Source organism: Rhodoplanes elegans, assembly GCF_016653355.1.
Taxonomy (GTDB): domain Bacteria; phylum Pseudomonadota; class Alphaproteobacteria; order Rhizobiales; family Xanthobacteraceae; genus Rhodoplanes; species Rhodoplanes elegans.
This window is the reverse complement of record NZ_NHSK01000302.1, coordinates 1-19184: the sequence shown is the minus strand read 5'-3', so window position 1 is coordinate 19184 and position 19184 is coordinate 1. Positions and strand designations below refer to the sequence as shown.

Below are 19184 nucleotides of genomic sequence, written 5' to 3'. Positions count from 1 at the left end.
CCCTCCCCCGTGCCCCCCGTCCTTGCGGCGTGCCATGTCCCGACCTTTCGCGCGTTCTGCGCTGGTTGCCTCAAGCCGCGGCGGCCTCGGCCATTTCCTCGCGGTTCTTCTCGGGCACGTAGGCGAGCAGCATCTCGCGCACCACCGACGGACTCTTGGAATCGCGGATCATCAGCACGCCGTCGATGATCAGCGTGCGGTTGATCTCCTCGTCGACCAGCTTGCCGTGCAGCTTGTCGGCGATCGGCAGGCAGAACAGGTTGGCGACGGCGGCGCCGTAGAAGGTGGCGAGCAGCGCCACCGCCATGAACGGCCCGAGCTTCGAGGGGTCGGTCATGTTGGCGAACATCTGCACCATGCCGATCAGCGTGCCGATCATGCCGAAGGCCGGGGCGCAGTCGCCGATGGCGCGATAGATCTTCTGGCCCTCGTCGAGATGGGTCAGGAAGTTGTCGCGGTCGCGCTCGAGATTGTCGCGGATGAAGTCGACGTCGTAGCCGTCGGCGACGAGCCGGATGCCCTTGGCCAGGAACGAGTCCTCGGTCTCCACCTTCTCCAGCCCGATCGGCCCCTGCTTGCGGGCGATCTCGGCCAGGTTGGAGATCTCGTCGATCAGCTCGCGCTGCGTCATCCGGCGCAGCGAGAACGCGAACTTGATGCCGAGCGGCAGGCCGTGAAAGATCGAGGACAGTGGAAAGCGGATCAGCGTCGCCGCGAAGGCGCCGCCGAAAATCACGATGAAGGCGTGGATGTCGACGAACATCCGCAGGTCGCCACCCATCAAGATGAGGGTGGCGAGCACGATCAGGCCGGCCACGAGACCGAGTGCCGTCGAGATGTCCATACGCTACTCCAACACACGACGCTTCGACCGCGCCCGTGTCCGACGCGACGCATACCTGCCGGACGCCTAACCGACTGTAGGATCAAGCCGTCTAAAAAGCGTAAAAGGGTAGCGGTCCGGGTCGATCCTCCTTCATCCTCGGCCGCTTGGCGGCGATCGCCGCGGCGGGCGCGGCCCGGGACCTGCGACAACGATCGCGGCATGCCGCGGGGGAGACCAATGGCCGAATACGAGCTCTACTGCTTCGCCCAGTCCGGCAACGCCTACCGGGTGGCCCTGATGCTCGACCTGATCGGTGCCGACTGGGCGCCCGTGTGGGTCGACTTCTTCGCCGCCGGGCAGACGCGAACCCCGGATTATCGCTCCGACATCAACGAGATGGGCGAGGTTCCCGTGCTCCGGCACGGCGACCGCAAGCTCAGCCAGTCGAGCGTCTGCCTGACGTATCTGGCGCGCCGCAGCGGCAAGCTCCTGCCGCAGGGCGAGGAGCAGGAGCTCGAGGCGTGGCGATGGATCGTCTTCGACAACCAGAAGGTGAACGGCATGCTGGGGCCGTACCGGTTCCTGCGCACGCTCGCCAAGCCGCCGGGCGACCCGGCCGTGCTCGCCTTCCTGGAGGGGCGCGCGAAGGGCGCGCTCGCCGTCGTCGACAAGCGGCTCGCCGACCGGCCGTGGCTGCTCGGCGAGCAGCCGACCATCGCCGACGTGTCGATGTGCGGCTACCTCTACTATCCGGCCGAGGAGTTCGGCTTCGACATCGCGGCGTCGTACCCGAACATCGGCGCCTGGCTCGACCGCCTGAAGGCGCTGCCGGGCTGGAAGCACCCCTACGACCTGATGCCGGGCCATCCGCTGAAGGCGTGAGGGCGCCCCGCCGACACGCGGCCCCGAGCCGGGCCGAGGGCCGCCGTGGCGAGAGGCCGAGCCACCGCCGCGGCTCGGCCCTGGCATGCCCAAGTGGTGAAAACGTTTTCAGCAGGCCGGTCGGCAGACCCGGCCGGACGTGCCCGACCGCCGTGACGACAGGTCGGACCGCGCCGTCAGACAGCACCGTTCGACGGCACCGTCCGGCCCCTGCCGGGATCAGGCGGCGAACTGCTGCCCGAGGCCGGCGAACAGGCCACGCCCGTCGGTGCAGCCCATCGTCGCTTCGACGTGGTTCTCCGGGTGCGGCATCATGCCGAGCACGTTGCCGCGCTCGTTGAGGATGCCGGCGATCGCGTAGATCGACCCGTTCATGTTCCATTCGGGCGACAGGGCGCCGTCCGGGGTGGTGTAGCGGAACACGATCCGGCCCTCGCCCTCCAGCCGGGCGATGGTCTCCGAATCGGCCATGTAGTTGCCCTCGCCATGGGCGACCGGCACCCGGATCACCTGGCCGGCCTTGTAGCCGCGGGTGAACGGCGTATCGGCCCGCTCGACCCGGATGAAGGCGTCCTTGCAGATGAACTTCAGGCCGGCGTTGCGCATCAGCACGCCCGGCAGCAGCCCCGCCTCGCACAGGATCTGGAAGCCGTTGCAGACACCCAGCACGAGGCCGCCCTTGGCGGCGTGGGCCCGCACCGCGTCCATCACCGGAGCGCGCGCCGCGATCGCCCCGCACCGCAGATAGTCGCCGTAGGAGAAGCCGCCCGGCAGGACGACGAGGTCGGTGCCGTCCGGCAGCGCCGTCTCGGTGTGCCAGACCATGGCGGTGTCGCTGCCGGCGCACAGGCGCAGCGCGCGCGCCATGTCGTGCTCGCGGTTGATGCCGGGGAAGACCAGGACGGCGGATTTCATGGGAAGGCCTCGATCCGCGGGCGGCGCCGGCCTCAGCCGACGATCTCGACCCGGTAGTCCTCGATCACGGTGTTGGCGAGGAGGCGCTCGGCCGCCGCCTTGAGGGCCGCCTCGGCGCGGCCGCGGTCGTCGCCCGGCACCTCGACGTCGAACACCTTGCCCTGGCGCACGCTCGCCACGCCGTCGATGCCGAGCGCCTTGAGGGCCCCCTCGATGGCCTTGCCCTGCGGGTCGAGGACGCCTTGCTTCAGGGTGACGGTGACGCGGGCTTTCATGGGTCGCCTCGGGACTCGTGCTGCGCTGCGGCCCGGACGCATCCACGGGTCCAGCCTCACCCCGGGTGCTTAGGGTGAGGCGCCGCCGAGGTCAACCGCGCCCGCCCCGCCCACGCGGCCGAATCCGGCCATCGAGGGGCGGCTACAGCCCGGTATCGCGAAAGATCTCAGCGAGCGGCAGGATGATGCCCAGCGCCGGGAAGACCACGGCATCGTCGCGTCCGGACAGGCGCTGCTCGGCGAAGCCGCTGTCCCGCGCGAAGACCACCACCTCGAAGGCATCCTGGGCGATCACGACATAGTGGGTGAGCGACGGCAGCGTCGTGTAGGCGTTGCGCTTCCAGCGCAGGTCGCGGTCTGCGGTGGTGGGCGACAGGACCTCGAAGGCGACCGTCGCGGCCTCGAGGTGCCGCGGTGGCAAATCTACAGGGCGGACGGCCCCCGGCAGGATCACGACATCGGGCTCCGGTCGGTTCAGATCCGAAATCCGCAAGCCGACCTCCGACAGCACGCGCCACGTCGCGCCGGGCGCGCGCTCGCGCTGGGTCAGCGCGAAGAGGAGGTTCTTGACGATCCACTGATGCATCGGGCTCGCCGCCGCGTTCATGACCGGCTCCCCCTCGATCAGCTCCCACCGCTCGTCGTCGGGACGGGTGTCCGTGAAGGCATAAAACGCCTCGATGGTCATCGGCCCGGTGCTGATCCTGGGGACTCCCATGACGGTTCCCTCCCGGGCTAAAGACCGGTGTCGCGGTAGATTTCGGACAGCGGCAGAGTTATGCCCAGCGCCGGGAAGACGATGGCGTCGTCTCGCCCGGAAAACCGCTTCTCGTCGAAACCGTCGCCGCGGGCGAAAACCACGACCTCCCGAGCCGTCTGGGCGACCACCACGTAATGGGTGAGCGAGGGGAGCGACGTATAAGCCTCGCGCTTCCAGCGCAGATCCCGCTCGGCCGTGGAGGGCGACAGGACCTCGAAGACGACGAGGACGTCGTCGCGGTCGCGCAGCGCCGGATCGAGCGGCGGCGGCAGCTTGGGCAGGATCAGCACGTCCGGCTCGGGCCGGCTGATGTTGGAGATGCGCACGCCGAGGCCGGGCAGGACCTCCCACGACGTGTTGTCGCGCTCGAACTGCCGGTTGCCCAGCGCAATGGTGAGATTCCTGACGATCCGCTGGTGCGGAGGACCGGGTGACGCCTGCAAGACAAATTCCCCCTCGATCAGCTCCCACTTCTCCTCGTCCGGCTGGCGGTCGGTGAAGTCGTAGAACTCCGCGATGGTCTGCGGCGCGGTGCTGATTCTCGGAACACCCATCGCGGCTCCTCCGACATCCCTGGCCGTGGCCGGCGCGTCGCGGCCTCGCCTCCCGTAAAGATAGGTCGTCGGCGGACGAACCTCCAGCCGGCGCACCGGCCCCCCGGACGCGGTGTCGCGGGGCCGTCCTCTCGACGGGGGGCGCGGCTTCCCCACATCCTGGGCGAGCGACCGCCTTTGGGGACAGACGATGGGTTCGCCGCAGATACGAACGGGCGGCCGAGGCTCTCGGACCGAGGTGCGGGCACGCGCCTCGGGACATGCCGCGAGACACATGCGGAGAACGAAAAGCGCCGCGCGATGTTTCGCGCGGCGCTTTCAGACTTGGGGCCAGGCGGAACGCCCGGCCGAAACCGTGTCAGCCCTTCACCAGCACCGGGCCGTTGCCGATCGGGCGCTCGTTCTCGCTCATGATGCCGAGCCGGCGCGCCACCTCGGTATAGGCCTCAAGCAGGCCGCCGAGATCGCGGCGGAAGCGGTCCTTGTCGAGCTTCTCGTTCGACTTGATGTCCCACAGGCGGCAGGAGTCCGGCGAGATCTCGTCGGCGACGACGATCCGCATCATGTCGTTCTCCCACAGCCGGCCGCACTCCATCTTGAAGTCGACCAGACGGATGCCGACGCCGAGGAAGAGGCCGCACAGGAAGTCGTTGACGCGGATCGCCAACGCCATGATGTCGTCGATCTCCTGGGGCGTCGCCCAGCCGAACGCCGTGATGTGCTCCTCCGACACCATCGGGTCGCCGAGCGCGTCGTTCTTGTAATAGAACTCGATGATCGAGCGCGGCAGCTGCGTGCCTTCCTCGATGCCGAGCCGCTGCGACAGCGAGCCCGCGGCGACGTTACGCACCACCACCTCGAGCGGGATGATCTCGACCTCGCGGATGAGCTGCTCGCGCATGTTCAGGCGGCGGATGAAATGCGTCGGCACCCCGATGTCGTTCAAGTGCTGGAACAGGTACTCGGAGATGCGGTTGTTCAGCACACCCTTCCCTTCGATCACCTGATGCTTCTTGGCGTTGAAGGCGGTGGCGTCGTCCTTGAAGTGCTGGATCAACGTTCCCGGCTCCGGGCCCTCGTACAGGACCTTCGCCTTGCCTTCGTAGATGCGGCGGCGGCGGCTCATGGGGGTGTACCGTGGCTTGAGAAAATCCATAGGGATGCCGTGGCTCCGAGTTCCGGGTTCAAGGCCCGCGGCGTCGTCGAGATACGCGAGACAGAGTTACGCAGGACAGAGTGACACGAGAGACAGTATCGATACGACAGGGTACGACACGGACTCGCGCGAAACACGCTCGTCACGATTCCAGCGGAACGTATCCGAAGGGGGCGACGAGCACAATCGACATAGACCGGCGGGGCGGACCGTGCAATGAGGACTTGTGCGAGCGCGAGGCTGCTCTTGACCGTGTCCGGACGGTATGCAAGCCGCGATTGCGACCGAATTCCGGCGGGGTTCTCGATTGCCGCGATCACGCGGCGGCGACCTGCGCAGGACGGCAAACGAACCCGAGATCAATCGAGCACCAAGGCAAGAGGGACGCCATGACGTTCGACGACCGCGAGAAGACCCACGAGAAGAAGTTCGCCCACGACGCCGAGCTGCAGTTCAAGGCCACGGCCCGCCGCAACAAGATGCTCGGCCTGTGGGCCGCCGAGAAGCTCGGGCTGACCGGCGCCGAGGCCGAGGCCTACGCCAAGGAGGTGGTGGTCGCCGACTTCGAGACGCCCGGCGACGAGGACGTCTTCCAGAAGGTGCGCAAGGATTTCGACGCCAAGGGCGTGCACCAGTCGGATCACCAGATCCGCCGCACCATGCTGGAGCTGATGGACCAGGCGATCGAGGCCGTGAAGACCGCCAAGTAGCGCGACGACGCCGCGCCGCCGGGGCCGGCACGATCGTTCACACGACGAAAAAGGCGCTCCGCCGGACCGGCGAAGCGCCTTTTTTATCGCCGCGATCGACTGGCCGCGACCACCTCGCCGCGGCTGCCGATGCCGTCACGGCCGCTCGGGCGCCGGCCCGATCATCCGCCGCAGCGTCGGGTCGCGGAACACGAAATGATGCACCAGCGCCGCGACCGCGTGCAGGAAGGCGATCACCATCAGAAGGTTCGCCAGCAGCCCGTGATACGGCTTCAGGGTGTTGGCGAAGCTGCGGTCGGCGGCCCACAGCGAGGCGATCTCGGCGAGCCCGAACAGCGGCAGCGGCCGGCCACGCGCGAACACGATGGCGATGCCGATCAGCGGCACGGCGAGCAGCAGGATGTAGCTGATCCCGTGCGCCGCGGCGGCGGCGATCTCGCCCATGCGGCCGAGCGGCGTCTTCGGCATCGGCGGGGCCGGATCGGCCATCCGCCACAGGATGCGGGCGACCAGAAGGGCGATCACGGCGAGGCCGAGATTGATGTGGATGAACATGGCGGTCGCCCGCGCCGCGCCTTCCGGCAGCTCGCCCCGGAACATGCCGATCGCCCACGCGGCGACCACGCAGATCACCGTGAGCCAGTGGAACAGGCGCGCCATCGCGCCGTAGGCCTCGTAGGAATTGCGCAGAGCCATGGCAATCGACCTCGTGTCTCGCAAGCTCGTGTCCGGCGCCTCGCGCCGGAATTCATAGCGGGATATGAATGCGTCGATATGGGCCGCCGACGTCGCGCCCGCCTTGATTCAGAGCAAGGCGGCGACGCCCCGGGGCCGGCCGGCCGTCACGTGCCGGTCAAAGGCCCAGCATGGTCGCGAGCGTCGCCAGCGCGGCGCGCGGATCGGCCTCGACCGCGGCGGCGTCGAGTGGCACCACCCGATAGCCGCGGTCGGCGAGCCAGGCGCGCTTGTCGGCGCGGGTCTTCGCCGCCTCGGGCTCCTCGGCGGCCGGCGCGATGTCGACGACGACGCGCAGCGGAAACGACACCAGATCGGCGATGTGGGGTCCGACCGGCACCTGCCGCTTGAAGCCGCAGCCGGCGAAGCGGCGGTCGGCGGTGAGCACGGCCCACAGGGCACGCTCCGCCTCGGTCGGATTGCGGCGCAGGAGCCGCGACAGGCCGCGCACCGGGCCGCGCTCGGACGGCACCCGGCCGTCGCCGTGCTCGGCCAGGAGTTTGCGCAGCAGCGACGCCTCGTCGCCGTCGAGCACGCCGCCGCGCGCCGGACCCTTGCGGCCTTCGGCGATCGCCAGGATCACGCCGTGCAGGGTCTGGATGTCCTGCCGGCTCGGCTGCATGCGGGAGAAGATGTTGCGCAGGTTGACCGTCATGGTCTCGCGCTTCTCCGGCGGCCGGAAGAACTCGACCTTCTCGAGCTCGCGCTCGAGATTGGTGAAGAAGGCGTGAATCTGCTCCTTCGGGGCAGGCCCCGAGCGCACCGGCATGCCGAACGGCAGGCCGGTGCCGGCGTGCTTGAACCACTCGTAGGCGACGAGTGCCACCGCCTGGGCGAGGTTGAGCGAGGCGAAGGCGGGGTTGACCGGAAACGTCACGATCGCGTCGGCGAGACCGACCTCGTCGTTCTCGAGCCCGTTGCGCTCGCGGCCGAACACCACGGCCGTGGTCTCGCCGCCGGCGACCAGCGGCACGAGCTGGGAGGCGACCGCCTCGGGCGACACCACGGGCTTCGCCTGGTCGTGGCCGCGCGCCGTGCAGGCCGCCACGAAGGTGCAGTCGGCGATCGCCGCCTTCAGGTCGGGGAAGAGCTGCGCCTCGTCGAGCACCCGGTCGGCGCCGGCCGCCATCATGCGGGCCTTGTCGTTCGGCCAGCCCTGGCGGGGCGCCACGAGGCGCAGCCGGGACAGGCCGAAATTCGCCATCACGCGCGCCGCGGCGCCGATGTTCTCGCCGATCTGCGGCTCGACCAGCACGATCACGGGGCCCGGGGCGACCACCCAGGTCTTGGTCTTGTCGGTTCCGGCGCCGGGCATTTTTTCGGAGCGTCTCGTATGGGGTCGTCGGGGGCGCGGACCACTAGCCGATCGGGCCATCGCTGTCGACCGCGGTGGGCAGCCCCCAACGCGCGCGGGCGATCAGGCATTCGGGATCGCCCGGCTGGCATTCGCGGCAGACGAGCGGCCGCACCGCATAGACCGTACAGGCCGTGAAGGTGCCGACCGTGCCGGCCAGCGCCGTGCAGCGGTCGTCCACGCTGCGCATCCGGCCGGCGGCGTCGTCGACATGGGCGGCCGGGATGCGGGCGATCTCCTCCTCGCTCTCCAGCGAGAAGCGCGGCCAGTCGGCCGCGGTGGCGCAGCACGCCCCGCAGGCCTGGCACGACCAGTCGGGGCGCTCGGCCGGAGGGTCGTCGTCGGTGTCGATCACGCGCACAGCCCGAAAAGCCGCTCGAAAAATGCGAAAGCCGCCCCGAAGGGCGGCTCCCTTTAGCTCGTGCCGCGGGCGGTGTCGAAGCGACAGGCGCTCGGACCCGCCGGACGACCAGATCCGATCACGCGGCCTGGATGGTGCCGACGGCGATCTTGCCGGTGCGGCGGTCGGCCTGGGTGTCGAACTCGACCTTCTGGCCCTCGTGCAGGCTGCGCATGCCGGCGCGCTCGAGCGCGGTCGCGTGGACGAACACGTCCTTGCTGCCGTCGTCCGGAGCGATGAAGCCGTAGCCCTTCTGGTCGTTGTAGAACTTCACGGTGCCCTTGGTCATGGGACCATTCCTTCGTCTTGCGTATGCAGGTGGCCCGTACGCATGCGAGCATGCGCCGGTCCGGCGTCTCGATCTTTGGAGAGAGTCTGAACGTCGCCCGCAGTCCGCGAAGGCGAAACGGCCCGATTGTCCGGCCAAATGTCGATGAGCGAGATATACACGTCCGGCGCGGCCGGCACAAGCCGAAGTCGAGAGATTCAGGCCGACTCGCCGAGGAATTGCCGCACGCGCCCAATGCACCCGCGATCGGCGGCAGGGCCCCGAACGAGGCTCGCATCGGACGAAGCTGCGAACCGTGAATTCAATTTCAACCGTATGAAAGACATGGGGAATTGTCTCCCGTCTCCGTACCGACACCGGTATGGACAGGTTTGGAACCGTTCTGCGAATCCCGCTTCACAATTCCAATTCCCGGCTTTCACAGGCTTGTCGTCGATGCTATACGGCCCGCGCTGAAGGGGGCGCACAGCCCCCCGGCCGAACGTCCTGCGGCGGCGTGGCGCTTCGGGACGCGGCGTCGAGAGCCATTCCTGCGAAGGCGCGAGGGAGACTCAGGCCCCCGCACCCTCACTGTTCCGCTTCCGCTCGGCCAACTCCCGCTCGGCCTGACCCAGGGCGACGACCAGAGGTGCAAGCATGCCAAATCTCGAAATCATGTGGACGAAGGTCGACGAAGCCCCGGCGCTCGCGACCTACTCGCTGCTGCCGATCGTCGAAGCGTTCGTCGGCGCGGCGGGCGTGTCCGTGACCCTCAAGGACATCTCGCTGGCCGGCCGCATCATCGCAACCTTCCCCGAGAAGCTGACGCCGGCGCAGCGCATCGCCGACGAACTCGCCGAGCTCGGCGAGCTGGCGACCAAGCCGGAAGCCAACATCATCAAGCTGCCGAACATCTCGGCCTCGATCCCGCAGCTGAAAGCCGCGATCAAGGAGCTGCAGGGCAAGGGCTACGACATCCCGGACTATCCGGACAACCCGACGACCGATGCCGAGAAGGACATCAAGGCGCGCTACGCCCGCGTGTTCGGCAGCGTCGTCAACCCGGTGCTGCGCGAGGGCAACTCCGACCGCCGCGCCGCCGGCGCCGTCAAGCAGTACGCCCGTAAGCATCCGCACAAGATGGGCGCCTGGTCGCCCGATTCGAAGTCGCACGTCGCCACCATGCCGGCCGGCGACTATTACGGCTCGGAGGTCTCGACCACGGTCGCGGCGGCGACCAACGCCCGCATCGAGCTTCACGGCAAGGACGGCGCCGTCACGGTCTTGAAGGCCAAGACGCCGCTGCAGGCCGGTGAGATCATCGACGCCGCCGTGATGAGCCGCAAGGCGTTGCGCGCCTTCTTCGCCGAGCAGATCGAGGACGCGAAGAAGAAGGGCGTGCTGTTCTCGCTGCACGTCAAGGCGACGATGATGAAGATCTCCGATCCGATCATCTTCGGCCACGCCGTGTCCGAGTTCTTCGCCGACACGCTCGCCAAGCACGCCGACACGTTCAAGACGCTCGGCGTCAATCTGAACAACGGCTTCGGCGACCTGCTCGCCAAGGTCGCGACGCTGCCGGACGCCGAGAAGCTCGCCATCGCGGCCGACATCGCCGCCGAGTACGCCAAGCGCCCCGGCCTCGCGATGGTCAACTCCGACAAGGGCATCACCAATCTGCATGTGCCGTCCGACGTGATCGTCGACGCGTCCATGCCGGCGATGATCCGCGACTCGGGCCGCATGTGGGGCCCGGACGGCAAGCTGCACGACACCAAGGCCGTGATCCCAGACCGCAGCTACGCGACGCTGTACCAGGCCGTGATCGACGACTGCAAGGCGAACGGCGCCTTCGATCCCAAGACCATGGGCTCGGTGCCGAATGTCGGCCTGATGGCCCAGAAGGCCGAGGAGTACGGCTCGCACGACAAGACCTTCGAGATCCCGAAGGACGGCACGGTCCGGGTCGTCGCCCAAGATGGTCCTCAAGCTGGCACCGTGCTGCTCGAGCGTCCGGTCGAGGCCGGCGACATCTTCCGCATGTGCGAGGCGCGCGACGCGCCGATCCGCGACTGGGTGAAGCTCGGCGTCCGCCGCGCCCGCCTCACCAACACGCCGGCCGTATTCTGGCTCGACAAGAACCGCGCCCACGACGCCCAGGTCATCGCCAAGGTCGAGACGTACCTGAAGGACGAGGACACGTCGGGCCTCGACATCCGCATCCTGCCGCCCGTCGAGGCGATGAAGTTCTCGCTCGGGCGCATCCGCAAGGGCGAGGACACGATCTCGGTCACCGGCAACGTGCTGCGCGACTACCTGACCGACCTGTTCCCGATCATGGAGCTCGGCACGTCGGCCAAGATGCTGTCGATCGTCCCGCTCCTGGCGGGGGGCGGCCTGTTCGAGACCGGGGCCGGTGGCTCGGCGCCCAAGCACGTCCAGCAGTTCCAGGAAGAAGGCTACCTGCGCTGGGATTCGCTCGGCGAGTTCCTGGCGCTCGGCGCCTCGCTCGAGCATCTGGCGCAGACCTTCAAGAACGCCAAGGCGCAGGTACTCGCCGACACGCTCGACACGGCGATCGCCAAGTTCCTCGACAACAACCGCAACCCGGCCCGCAAGGTCGGCGAGATCGACAATCGCGGCAGCCACTTCTACCTCGCCCTCTACTGGGCGGAGGCGCTCGCCGCCCAGACCAAGGACGCCGCGCTCGCGGCCCGCTTCAAGCCGCTGGCCGAGGCGCTCGCCGAGAACGAGGCGAAGATCAACGGCGAGCTGATCGCCGCGCAGGGCAAGCCGGTCGACACCGGCGGCTACTACCTGCCCGACGACGCCAAGACCGGGGCCGCGATGCGGCCGAGCGCGACCCTCAACAAGGCGCTGGCCGCGCTCTGAGGAGACGCGCCCGCGCGGCCATGGCCGCGCGCATCGGCGTTTCGAAGACCGAAAGAGGCGCGCTTCCGCGCGCCTTTTTTGTTGCCGCGGTTCCCCCGGCTCGGCTCCGCATCCCCCCGGAGAGACAAACTCTTCGAAATGAGGTAAAATTATACTTCGATCGTGTCGGTTCGTTTCGCGGTTCACCTTCCTCGTGTCGGGAGAACGCTCATGCGGATGTCGGCCGATTTCAACAACACATGGATCGACCGCCGGCTCGCCACCGGATTCGCCATGGCCAAGGCCGGGGTGGCGCTGCTGCGCGCCCGGCCGGCCCTCCTGCTCCTGCCGATCTCGGCCATCCTCGGCATCGTGATCTTCTGGGCCGTCGTTGTGCCGCTCGTCTTCGCGCTGTCGTTCGGGTACGAGGGCGATCGCGACTGGATCGGCATGACGCTGCGGCTCGGGGTGGGCGCCCTCGGCTATCTCCTCAGCGCCTTCCTGGTCGTCTTCTGCCACGCCGCACTGATCGTCTGCGCCCGCGGCGACCTCGAGGGCCGGCCGGTGAGCCTCGGTGCCGGCCTCGCGGCGGCGGCGCGCCGCTGGCCGCAGATCCTCGCCTGGAGCGCCTTCGCGGCCACCATCGGGCTCGTCCTGCGCGTCGTCGCCTCGCTGTTCCGCGACGACGGGGGGCTGGTCGGCTGGGTGTTGTCGCTGCTGATCGGCTCGATCCAGCTCGCCTTCGCGGCGGCCGTCTACTTCGTGGTGCCGGTGGTCGTCGTCGAGGGCGTCGGGCCGTTCACGGCGGTCCGCCGGTCGTTCACGATGATCCGCGAGCGGTGGGGCGAGGTGTTCGTCCTCCAGGGCGGGGTCGGTCTCGTCGTCATGCTGGTGTTCGGACCGATCGTCGTCGCCTTCTTCGCCGCCGGCGTGTGGGCGATCGACCTCGGCCTCGCGCCGGCGGTCGAGCCGATCGTCGTGTCGGGCTTCCTGATCCTCGCAGCCGTGGCGTTCGTCATCGGCGTGATCGCGTATCTCGCCCTCGACGGCGTCTTCGCCGCGGCCGCCTACGCCTACGCGACCTCCGGCACCGCCCCGGCCGCCCTCGGCCCCGACGTGATGCCGGCGCTGTTCAGGCCGAAGAAGCCCGGGCCGGCGGCCCCAACGACCCGGTGATGGGGCACGCCGGAGCGCGGAGGTTCACCAGGAGAACCACCTTCACCTCTCGCCGGCGGGGAGAGGGTAAGGATCGGCCATCACCTGGAAGCAACCTCACTCCCCCGGCGTCACTCCTTCGCCGGGGTGCGCTCCTGGCCTTGCGCGATCTCCTCGCCGACGAGGTCGCCGCGCTTGCCGACGATGTCGGCGCCGACCCGCTCGCGCACCACCTCCTGGATGCGATCCGACACGCGCGGGTCGCGGTCCATCAGGCGGCGCAGATCGCCACCATCGAGCACCAGGAGGTCGGCCCGCGTCAGCGCCGTGACGGTCGCCGAGCGGTGGGCGCGGCGCAGCAACGCGATCTCGCCGAAGAAGTGCCCGACCCCGAGCGTGATGTGGCGGCCCTTGAGGTCGATGTCGACGGCGCCGCGAGCGATGAAATACATCGAGTGCGCCGGGTCTCCGACCCGCACGATCACGTCGCCAGCGTCGACCGTCTGGGCGCGCAGGAACCGCATGATGTCGGCGATCGCGGCGGCGTCGAGCCCGGCGAACAGCGGCACCCGCGCCACCATGCCCCAGGTGACGACGAAGTCGCGGCGATGGATCTCCTCGGCGAAGGCGGTCGCGATGATGCCGACCGGCATCGCCACCATGGCCATCGCCACCAGCACGGTGGCGCCGGCGATCAGCTTGCCGAGCGCCGTCATCGGCACCACGTCGCCGTAGCCGATGGTGCCGAGCGTCACCACGGCCCACCAGATGGCGTCCGGGATGGTGCCGAGCTTGTCGGGCTGCACGTCGCGCTCGGCCAGATACATCAGCACGGCCGCGAACAGCGTCGCTCCGAAGAAGACGACCAGGCAGGCGGCGAGCGCCCGGCGCTCGTTGTAGAGCGCGTCGAGCAGCGAGCGCATGCCGGGCGAGTAGCGGGTCAGCTTGAGGAAGCGCACAACCCGGAAGATCAGCACGACGCGCAGATCCTCCGGCACCGCGAAGATGAACCAGAATGGCAGCACGGCGAGCAGGTCGACGATGCCGACCATCGAGGTCATGTAGCGCCGCCGCGCCTGCCAGGGCGACAGCGCCCGGGTGAGCGCGTTCTCGGGCGCCGCCCAGATGCGCAGACCGTACTCGGCCGTGAAGACGACGAGCGAGACGATCTCGATCGCCACGAAGGCGGAATGCCAGCGGGCGTCGATCTCCGGCACGGATTCCAGGACGACGCCGGCGATGTTGAGCAGGATCAGCCCGATCAGGACGCGGTCGACGAGCCGGCTCGCATGCTCCGCGCCGACGCCGTGGTCGAGGATCTCGCCGACCCGCCGTCTCAGCTCGACCGCACGCTTGGCATGCGCCCGCATGGCGCGCTCCTTCCGCGGAGCATGCATCATGGCGCAACGGTGTTACCGCGGCCTTGCGTCACCTCAACCGCGGCGTCGCGCCCGCTTCACCCCTGCGCCATCGCCGCGGCGATCGCGTCGAGCGCCGCGGCGGCCTTGCCGGCGTCCGGGCCGCCGGCCTGGGCCATGTCGGGACGGCCGCCGCCGCCCTTGCCGCCCAGCGCCTCGGCGCCCTTCTTCACCAGGTCGACGGCGCTGAAGCGGCCGGTCAGATCCGCCGTCACGCCGACCACCAGGCCGGCCTTGCCGTCGGCCGTGACGCCGACGATCGCCACCACGCCGGAGCCGACCTGCTTCTTGCCATCGTCGGCGAGGCTCTTGAGGTCCTTGATCTCGATGCCGGAGACGGCGCGGGCGAGCAGCTTCACGCCGCCGACGTCGCGCAGGCCGTCGGGCGCGCCCGACGTGGCGCCGCCGCCGCCCATGGCGAGCTTGCGGCGGGCGTCGGCGAGGTCGCGCTCGAGCTGCTTCTTCTCGTCGAGGAGCTTGTGGACCTGCTCCTCGACCTGGGCCGGCTGCACCCGGACGAGCTGGCCGAGCGCGGCGACGCGGCGGTCGGCCTCGCTCAGGCGGCGGCGCGCGGCCGCGCCCGTCATCGCCTCGATGCGGCGCACGCCGGCGGCGACGCCCGCCTCCTGGTCGATATAGACGAGGCCGATGTCGCCGGTGCGCTTCACATGGGTGCCGCCGCACAGCTCCACGGACCAGCCGAGCGCGTTGGACGCCTCGCCCATCGCGACCACCCGCACCTCGTCGCCGTACTTCTCGCCGAACAGCGCGCGGGCGCCGGACGCAATGGCATCGTCGACCGCCATCAGCCGGGTCACGACGGGCGTGTTCTCCAGCACCTGCGTGTTGGCGATCTCCTCGACGCGGGCGATCTCCTCGTCCGACATCTTCTTGGGGTGCGAGAAGTCGAAGCGCAGCCGGTCGGGCGCCACCATCGAGCCCTTCTGGGCGACGTGATCGCCGAGCACCAGGCGCAGCGCCTCGTGCAGCAGATGGGTGGCCGAGTGGTTGCGGCGGATGTCGGAACGGCGCGCGTGATCGACTTCGAGGGCGAGCGCCTGGCCGGGCTTCAGCGTCCCCTCCTCCACGATGCCGGTGTGGACGAACAGATCGCCGGCCTTCTTGTTGGTACCGGTGACGCGGAAGCGCACGCCGTCGGCGACCATCACGCCGGTGTCGCCGACCTGGCCGCCGGACTCGCCGTAGAACGGCGTCTGGTTGAGGATGACGGCCCCGGTCTCGCCGGCCTTCAGGGCGGTCGCCTGGACGCCGTCCTTCACCAGCGCCAGGACCTCGCCTTCGGCCGTCTCGGTCTCGTAGCCGAGGAACTCGGTGGCACCCAGATTTTCGCGAAGCGAAAACCACACCGTCTCGGTCGCCGCCTCGCCGGAGCCGGCCCAGCTCGCCCGCGCCTTGGCGCGCTGCTGCTCCATGGCGGCGTTGAAGGCCGCCGTGTCGACCTCGACCCCGCGCGACTTGAGCGCGTCCTGGGTGAGGTCGAGCGGGAAGCCGTAGGTGTCGTAGAGCGTGAAGGCGACCTCGCCTTTCAGCTTGTCGCCTCGGGTCAGCTCGCGCGCCTCGTCCTCGAGGATCGCGAGGCCGCGCTCCAGCGTCTTGCGGAAGCGCGTCTCCTCGAGCCGCAGCGTCTCGGTGATCAGCGGCTCGGCCCGCACCAGCTCCGGATAGGCCTGGCCCATCTCGCGCACCAGCGTCGGCACGAGCTTCCACATCAGCGGCTCGCGGGCGCCCAGAAGCTCGGCGTGGCGCATGGCGCGGCGCATGATGCGGCGGAGGACGTAGCCGCGGCCTTCGTTCGACGGCAGCACGCCATCGGCGATCAGGAACGAGGAGGCGCGCAGATGGTCGGCGATGACCCGGTGCGAAGCCTTCATGGGCCCGTCGGCATCGACGCCGGTGCGGTCGACGACGGCCTGGATCAGCGCCCCGAACAGGTCGATCGCGTAGTTGTCGTGGGTGCCCTGCAGCACCGCGGCGATGCGCTCCAGCCCCATGCCGGTGTCGATCGACGGCCGCGGCAGCGCGATGCGCTCACCCGAGGGGAGCTGCTCGTACTGCATGAACACGAGATTCCAGATCTCGATGAAGCGGTCGCCGTCGGCGTCGGCCGAGCCGGGCGGGCCGCCCGGGATGTGGTCACCGTGGTCGTAGAAGATCTCCGAGCACGGGCCGCACGGGCCGGTGTCGCCCATCTGCCAGAAATTGTCCGAGGTGCCGATGCGGATGATCCGGCTGTCGGGCAGGCCGGCGATCTTCTTCCACAGATCGAAGGCGTCGTCGTCGTCGGCATAGACCGTGATGGTCAGCCGGTCGGCCGGCAGGCCGTACTCCTTGGTGACCAGGTTCCAGGCCAGCTCGATGGCGCGGTCCTTGAAATAGTCGCCGAAGGAGAAGTTCCCCAGCATCTCGAAGAAGGTGTGGTGGCGCGCCGTGTACCCGACATTGTCGAGGTCGTTGTGCTTGCCGCCGGCCCGCACGCATTTCTGCGAGGTCGCGGCCTGGCTGTAGGGACGTTTCTCCAGGCCGGTGAAGACGTTCTTGAACTGCACCATCCCGGCATTGGTGAACATCAAGGTCGGGTCGTTGCGTGGGACGAGCGGCGAGGACGGCACCACCGCGTGGCCGTTCTTCGCGAAGAAGTTCAAGAACGCAGACCGGATGTCGTTGACGCCGCTCATCGAAGCTCTGTTCCTGGTGCGCGCGACCGCGCCTCCCCGGGCGAGCTAAGCGACGGTCCTGCCTCTTTAATTCACGGCCGTTTTAGCGGTGCGGCTCTGGGCTGTCCAGGACGCCCGTACTTGCCCTGACGGCGGGACGCGGCGGATCAGTCCGGCAGGGTCTGCACGGGGTTGCGGACCGGGTTCTGGCGGACCGGTCCCGGGGGCGCCCCGGCGTTCGGCACACCACCGCTCGGCAGAGTCGAGACCGGCGACCGGCCGGCCGGCCGCGGCGCCCCTGCGGGCGGGCGGGCCGGCTGGTCGCGGCGCTCCCACACCGCGACGGATCCGCCGATGTCCGGCACCTCGGTGCGCCCCACGGGGACGAAGCGACTCTGCTGGGCGAGCGCGTCGAGGAGGCCAGCTCCGTCGGCATAGGCGGTCCCCGGCGCCGTCCAGGGGGCGTCGGGGGCATCGACGACGACCACGCGGGTGGACGGCGTCTCGGCCAGATAGGCCGCCATGGCGCGGCGGTGGGCCTCGCGCGAGGCGGCGACCGGCGGGCGCGGCCCGTCGACCGGCACGGCGCAACCGCAGCGGGCGCGCGCCGCCCAGGCGAGGAAGTCGGTCGCGCGGCCGAACGTCGTCGCGACGCCGATCGCCGGAGCGCCGTCGAGGAGCGGCAGCGCCGGCCGCACCAGGAGGAACTGGGTCGGACTGTCGGGGGTACGGCCGGCGGCGGCGCGGGCGGCCGCCCCGGTCGAGGGCGCCGGATACGCCAGCGCGACCAGGAGAGCGACGACCGCGCCGAGCGCGACGGCCGCCCGGACGAGGGTCAGCCTGGCCGGCGTCACCGCACCCACGAGGGTGGCGGCGCCGGCGCCGGCCCCGATCCAGACCGTGGCGACGAACGGCGCAATGAATCGGCCCTCGTGCAGCGGAAAGGCGACGACGCCGATCGCCCCGACCAGCGCCAGGACGAAGACCGGCCGCAGGCCGACCGGGATCCGATGAATCCGGACGAGCGCGACGGCAAAGAGGGCCGCGGCGGCGAGGCCGATCCAGGGCGAGGGGTGGTAGGCGTCGAGAAAGACGTCTCGGTAGAACACGAGCCCCTGCAGCGGGTCGAGCCGGACGGCCAGGAGGTCGACGGGGCCGCCGAGCCCCCCGGCCCCGGGCATCCATCCGGGGACCAGGAACGAGATCGCGATCGGCATCACGTGCCAGACCAGGACCGCACGGGCCGGGGCGCCGAGCGCCGGGCCGAGGCGGTCGCGCTCGCTGCGCCAGCCGAGCACGAGGCGCAAAAGGAAGAGCGCGTAGGCGAGCGTGATCAGATGGACGGGCGGGTAAAGCGAGATGCTGCGGCCGTAGATCGTGCTCGCGGGCGGCTTCGTCCACAGGATGGCGGCGACCGCTGCGACGACGACGAGAACGGCGATCAGCAGCGGGTCGCGCCACAGCGGCCCGCTGCGGGCGGCGCTGCGCAGCGAATCGGCGAGCGCGCCGGCGAAGCGGCGCACCGCGGCGGCATGGGCGACCACCGCAAAGAGGGCGAGCGTCACGACGACCAGGGCCCACGGGGCGCGCTGGTGGAAGAACAGGAGGGTCAGCACCAGGCCGAGCAGCCGCCAGCGGCCGGTGTCGGCCGGCTCCTCCTCGGCGCGCGCATAGGCGAGCAGCGCGGCCATGGTCAGCGCCGCACCGAGGCCTTCCGGCATCACGTCGGTGCCGAGCAGCGCGAAGGCGGGGCTCGCCAGCGCCAGCGCCGCCGCGACGGCCGCCGCCGTGATGCCGCGGATCGCGTCGGCAAACAGGCTGCGGGCCAGCACCGCGGCGAGCACCGCGGTCGCCGCCCAGCCGGCGAGGCTCGGCAGGATGCCGAGCCGATAGTCGAGGCCGCCGACGAGCAGCACCCCGGACAGGATCAGCCCGTGCAGAGGCGGCCACACCACGGCCTTCCACAGATGGTCGAGGACGGCGAGCGGATCGAGGCCGCGCAGCGCGATCGCGAGGTCGAGGCCGAAGCCGAAATGGCCGTTGCGATCGTGCAGGGGATTCGACCACAGCGGGTCGGGATCGGCGTGATACGCCGTGAACAGGGTCGTCGCGATCATGGCGGCCACGAAGGCCGTGACGGCCGCGACGGCGAAGTCGATCCAGGCCGGAGCGGTGCCGGGGCGGCGCGCCGGATCACCGGCCGCCGCCCCGGCACCGCTCCGGCCTGGAT

17 protein-coding genes are annotated in these 19184 nt (G+C 69.7%); 4 read left to right on the top strand and 13 right to left on the bottom strand.

Annotation, left to right across the window (positions count from 1 at the left end; translation table 11 throughout):
* Positions 1–70 precede the first annotated feature (70 nt).
* Positions 71–844 carry a motility protein A gene (locus CCR97_RS29945; protein ID WP_111358208.1) on the bottom strand — a complete coding sequence of 258 codons (774 nt, stop codon included), beginning with the start codon at positions 842–844 and terminating at the stop codon, positions 71–73.
* A gap of 219 nt (positions 845–1063) precedes the next feature.
* Between CCR97_RS29945 and CCR97_RS29940 the strand changes: the two genes are divergently transcribed.
* Positions 1064–1708 carry a glutathione S-transferase family protein gene (locus tag CCR97_RS29940; RefSeq protein WP_111358207.1) on the top strand — a complete coding sequence of 215 codons (645 nt, stop codon included), beginning with the start codon at positions 1064–1066 and terminating at the stop codon, positions 1706–1708.
* Between the two features lie 219 nt (positions 1709–1927).
* Here the strand turns inward: CCR97_RS29940 and purQ are convergent, their stop codons facing one another.
* From purQ to purC, 5 genes are all read right to left on the bottom strand, one after another.
* The gene (gene purQ, locus CCR97_RS29935; RefSeq protein WP_111358206.1) at positions 1928–2623 is read right to left on the bottom strand and encodes a phosphoribosylformylglycinamidine synthase subunit PurQ; all 696 of its coding nucleotides are present in this window, start codon (positions 2621–2623) and stop codon (positions 1928–1930) included.
* Positions 2624–2655: 32 nt separating this feature from the next.
* The gene (purS, locus tag CCR97_RS29930; RefSeq protein ID WP_111358205.1) at positions 2656–2898 is read right to left on the bottom strand and encodes a phosphoribosylformylglycinamidine synthase subunit PurS; all 243 of its coding nucleotides are present in this window, start codon (positions 2896–2898) and stop codon (positions 2656–2658) included.
* 142 nt (positions 2899–3040) lie between these two features.
* Complete coding sequence (locus CCR97_RS29925; RefSeq protein ID WP_244670752.1) at positions 3041–3586, bottom strand: Uma2 family endonuclease; 546 nt, start codon at positions 3584–3586, stop codon at positions 3041–3043.
* 47 nt (positions 3587–3633) lie between these two features.
* Entirely contained in the window at positions 3634–4212 is a 579-nt protein-coding gene (locus CCR97_RS29920) for a Uma2 family endonuclease (protein ID WP_111358203.1), read from the bottom strand.
* A 358-nt stretch (positions 4213–4570) separates the two neighbouring features.
* On the bottom strand, positions 4571–5338 hold the full coding sequence (purC, locus tag CCR97_RS29915; protein ID WP_201160186.1) for a phosphoribosylaminoimidazolesuccinocarboxamide synthase: 768 nt from the start codon (positions 5336–5338) through the stop codon (positions 4571–4573).
* A 419-nt stretch (positions 5339–5757) separates the two neighbouring features.
* Between purC and CCR97_RS29910 the strand changes: the two genes are divergently transcribed.
* Positions 5758–6078, top strand: a complete 321-nt coding sequence (locus tag CCR97_RS29910) for a DUF1476 domain-containing protein (RefSeq protein WP_111357515.1) — start codon at positions 5758–5760, stop codon at positions 6076–6078.
* A 135-nt stretch (positions 6079–6213) separates the two neighbouring features.
* On the opposite strand, the gene CCR97_RS29905 is transcribed toward CCR97_RS29910, so the two are convergent.
* The 4 genes from CCR97_RS29905 to CCR97_RS29890 form a co-directional block, all read right to left on the bottom strand.
* Positions 6214–6774 carry a cytochrome b gene (locus CCR97_RS29905; RefSeq protein WP_111357516.1) on the bottom strand — a complete coding sequence of 187 codons (561 nt, stop codon included), beginning with the start codon at positions 6772–6774 and terminating at the stop codon, positions 6214–6216.
* A 157-nt stretch (positions 6775–6931) separates the two neighbouring features.
* Entirely contained in the window at positions 6932–8128 is a 1197-nt protein-coding gene (locus CCR97_RS29900; protein ID WP_111357517.1) for a TrmJ/YjtD family RNA methyltransferase, read from the bottom strand.
* A 43-nt stretch (positions 8129–8171) separates the two neighbouring features.
* On the bottom strand, positions 8172–8522 hold the full coding sequence (locus tag CCR97_RS29895; RefSeq protein ID WP_245428873.1) for a YkgJ family cysteine cluster protein: 351 nt from the start codon (positions 8520–8522) through the stop codon (positions 8172–8174).
* A gap of 124 nt (positions 8523–8646) precedes the next feature.
* Positions 8647–8856: a cold-shock protein gene (locus CCR97_RS29890; protein WP_111357518.1), complete on the bottom strand. Its 210-nt coding sequence runs from the start codon at positions 8854–8856 to the stop codon at positions 8647–8649.
* Positions 8857–9492: 636 nt separating this feature from the next.
* Between CCR97_RS29890 and CCR97_RS29885 the strand changes: the two genes are divergently transcribed.
* Complete coding sequence (locus tag CCR97_RS29885) at positions 9493–11727, top strand: NADP-dependent isocitrate dehydrogenase (protein ID WP_111357519.1); 2235 nt, start codon at positions 9493–9495, stop codon at positions 11725–11727.
* Positions 11728–11937: 210 nt separating this feature from the next.
* Positions 11938–12882 carry a DUF6159 family protein gene (locus CCR97_RS29880; protein ID WP_111357520.1) on the top strand — a complete coding sequence of 315 codons (945 nt, stop codon included), beginning with the start codon at positions 11938–11940 and terminating at the stop codon, positions 12880–12882.
* 110 nt (positions 12883–12992) lie between these two features.
* Here the strand turns inward: CCR97_RS29880 and CCR97_RS29875 are convergent, their stop codons facing one another.
* The 3 genes from CCR97_RS29875 to CCR97_RS29865 all read right to left on the bottom strand — a co-directional run.
* On the bottom strand, positions 12993–14231 hold the full coding sequence (locus CCR97_RS29875) for a cyclic nucleotide-gated ion channel (RefSeq protein ID WP_111357521.1): 1239 nt from the start codon (positions 14229–14231) through the stop codon (positions 12993–12995).
* 86 nt (positions 14232–14317) lie between these two features.
* Complete coding sequence (gene alaS / locus CCR97_RS29870; RefSeq protein WP_201160185.1) at positions 14318–16975, bottom strand: alanine--tRNA ligase; 2658 nt, start codon at positions 16973–16975, stop codon at positions 14318–14320.
* Positions 16976–17121: 146 nt separating this feature from the next.
* On the bottom strand, positions 17122–19184 hold a 2063-nt coding region (locus CCR97_RS29865; protein WP_201160184.1), incomplete at its 5' end, for a hypothetical protein.

What these genes read in the sequence shown, in the direction of transcription:
- CCR97_RS29925 (WP_244670752.1), bottom strand. Translation starts at nt 3,586, where the DNA reads ATGACCATCGAGGCGTTTTATGCCTTCACGGACACCCGTCCCGACGAC.
- CCR97_RS29905 (WP_111357516.1), bottom strand. Translation starts at nt 6,774, where the DNA reads ATGGCTCTGCGCAATTCCTACGAGGCCTACGGCGCGATGGCGCGCCTG.
- alaS (WP_201160185.1), bottom strand. Translation starts at nt 16,975, where the DNA reads ATGAGCGGCGTCAACGACATCCGGTCTGCGTTCTTGAACTTCTTCGCG.
- purS (WP_111358205.1), bottom strand. Translation starts at nt 2,898, where the DNA reads ATGAAAGCCCGCGTCACCGTCACCCTGAAGCAAGGCGTCCTCGACCCG.
- CCR97_RS29875 (WP_111357521.1), bottom strand. Translation starts at nt 14,231, where the DNA reads ATGCGGGCGCATGCCAAGCGTGCGGTCGAGCTGAGACGGCGGGTCGGC.
- CCR97_RS29900 (WP_111357517.1), bottom strand. Translation starts at nt 8,128, where the DNA reads ATGCCCGGCGCCGGAACCGACAAGACCAAGACCTGGGTGGTCGCCCCG.
- CCR97_RS29945 (WP_111358208.1), bottom strand. Translation starts at nt 844, where the DNA reads ATGGACATCTCGACGGCACTCGGTCTCGTGGCCGGCCTGATCGTGCTC.
- CCR97_RS29910 (WP_111357515.1), top strand. Translation starts at nt 5,758, where the DNA reads ATGACGTTCGACGACCGCGAGAAGACCCACGAGAAGAAGTTCGCCCAC.
- CCR97_RS29940 (WP_111358207.1), top strand. Translation starts at nt 1,064, where the DNA reads ATGGCCGAATACGAGCTCTACTGCTTCGCCCAGTCCGGCAACGCCTAC.
- CCR97_RS29920 (WP_111358203.1), bottom strand. Translation starts at nt 4,212, where the DNA reads ATGGGTGTTCCGAGAATCAGCACCGCGCCGCAGACCATCGCGGAGTTC.
- CCR97_RS29885 (WP_111357519.1), top strand. Translation starts at nt 9,493, where the DNA reads ATGCCAAATCTCGAAATCATGTGGACGAAGGTCGACGAAGCCCCGGCG.
- purQ (WP_111358206.1), bottom strand. Translation starts at nt 2,623, where the DNA reads ATGAAATCCGCCGTCCTGGTCTTCCCCGGCATCAACCGCGAGCACGAC.
- CCR97_RS29890 (WP_111357518.1), bottom strand. Translation starts at nt 8,856, where the DNA reads ATGACCAAGGGCACCGTGAAGTTCTACAACGACCAGAAGGGCTACGGC.
- CCR97_RS29880 (WP_111357520.1), top strand. Translation starts at nt 11,938, where the DNA reads ATGCGGATGTCGGCCGATTTCAACAACACATGGATCGACCGCCGGCTC.
- purC (WP_201160186.1), bottom strand. Translation starts at nt 5,338, where the DNA reads ATGAGCCGCCGCCGCCGCATCTACGAAGGCAAGGCGAAGGTCCTGTAC.